The organism is Bacillus sp. BHET2 (assembly GCF_005938125.1).
In the GTDB taxonomy this organism is placed as follows: domain Bacteria; phylum Bacillota; class Bacilli; order Bacillales; family Bacillaceae_B; genus Rossellomorea.
In genome coordinates this window covers 1-1,472 of sequence record NZ_VCQN01000019.1, presented here as the reverse complement: position 1 = coordinate 1,472, position 1,472 = coordinate 1, and the positions used below count along the sequence as shown (strand labels likewise).

Annotated in this window: 1 rRNA gene; it reads right to left on the bottom strand. The window is 39.6% G+C overall.

Features of this window, described 5'->3' with window-relative positions:
* Positions 1-1,356: 1,356 nt before the first annotated feature.
* Positions 1,357-1,472: ribosomal RNA gene (gene rrf, locus FGG79_RS21265) — 5S ribosomal RNA — on the bottom strand.

Genomic DNA, 1,472 nt, shown 5'->3' with positions numbered 1-1,472 from the left:
CGACCCTTACTATATTACAGTATGTCTTACTCTCTGTCAACAACTTTTTAAAAGAAGTTTTCATCAAGTTTTTCGTGTTTCGCTGTCCCGTTTGGGGCAACAAATAATACTTTACCAGTTAACTTCGTAGAAGTCAACTTCTTTTCAAAAATAAAATCGATTGTTTTTGTATTTCGATGAAACGAATGGATATCTAATAGGGATACGACAGCAACAGCGCCTTCCTAGATAAATAAATTGTCCTTAATAGCCAACTGTCGTCCAACTTGATTCTACTATTCTTTTGAAACATCACACTTATAATCAGAGCTTCATAGTTTCAGAACACGTCACTCTATTATTAGCCGGATAAATAGAATACCATACACAAGTTGTTTATAACAGAGATTTCCACAAAATTATTAAAGTAAGGTAGATAACCCGGTTGATCCCACCTCCCCCTTGCATTACTAGAATAGAAACGGCTAAAATGATTCACGAGTATCTGATGTTGAAAATACACAAAACGTGATCGACTGAAGTAAAGTACCCTTCTCTCAAACTTCCACGATACTTTTTTCTATAAGCTGATATATAAAGCGCATCAATCTTATCATTGGGATATCCCTGAGGTTTAATTCCTAATAAATTGTCTTCACACACTACCCACTGCGGATCGCACCATTAATATTATAAGAATGGTAGTAGCTTCCTTTAGTTAATATTTTAATAATAGGGGGAAATTGTAGTTGGAAGTTGAATTTGTGAAATAGTAAACACACTTGAAGTTATAGAAGCACAATGATACATCATGTAGATTCATGTGCAAGTTTTTAGAGGATTAGTTCCTATAATTCTACAGATTGAACACTTGGAGGCAATTTTCAGTGGAAAATCTGTATTGAAAGAAGGAAGTTCATAAAAGGGAGCGCAATATTCATCGAATGAAACGGTCAATTATAAATATTTGTATCGTTTTATAATTTATTGCGTCACTCCTCAATCTCCTCTACACCACAGCTTCCCCAGCACAGATCCAAGAAATCCAACAAACATATAAAAAGAGAGCAACCCCTATTTCTTCCTATTTGCCTGACGACGTCCTACTCTCACAGGGGGAGCCCCAACTACCATTGGCGCTGAAAGCTGCGGCTAGTGATGAGCGGCGAATCTCTTCGTCCGCTTCACTCGTTCAGATCCTCGTGTGGAAACCACACTCCGGTCTTCACTCCTTCGCGTCCTCGACCTTCTTGCTCCTCCCTACCCTCGCAGTGCTGTCCGAGGAGAAATAACAAATACATGTTCTTCGAACCAACATTCCATCTAATGAAAATCAAAAAAAAGAGTAACCACAACGGGCTACTCTTTTCACATATTGCCTGGCGACGTCCTACTCTCACAGGGGGAGATCCCCCAACTACCATTGGCGCTGAAGAGCTTAACTTCCGTGTTCGGCATGGGAACGGGTGTGACCTCTTCGCCATAGTCACCAG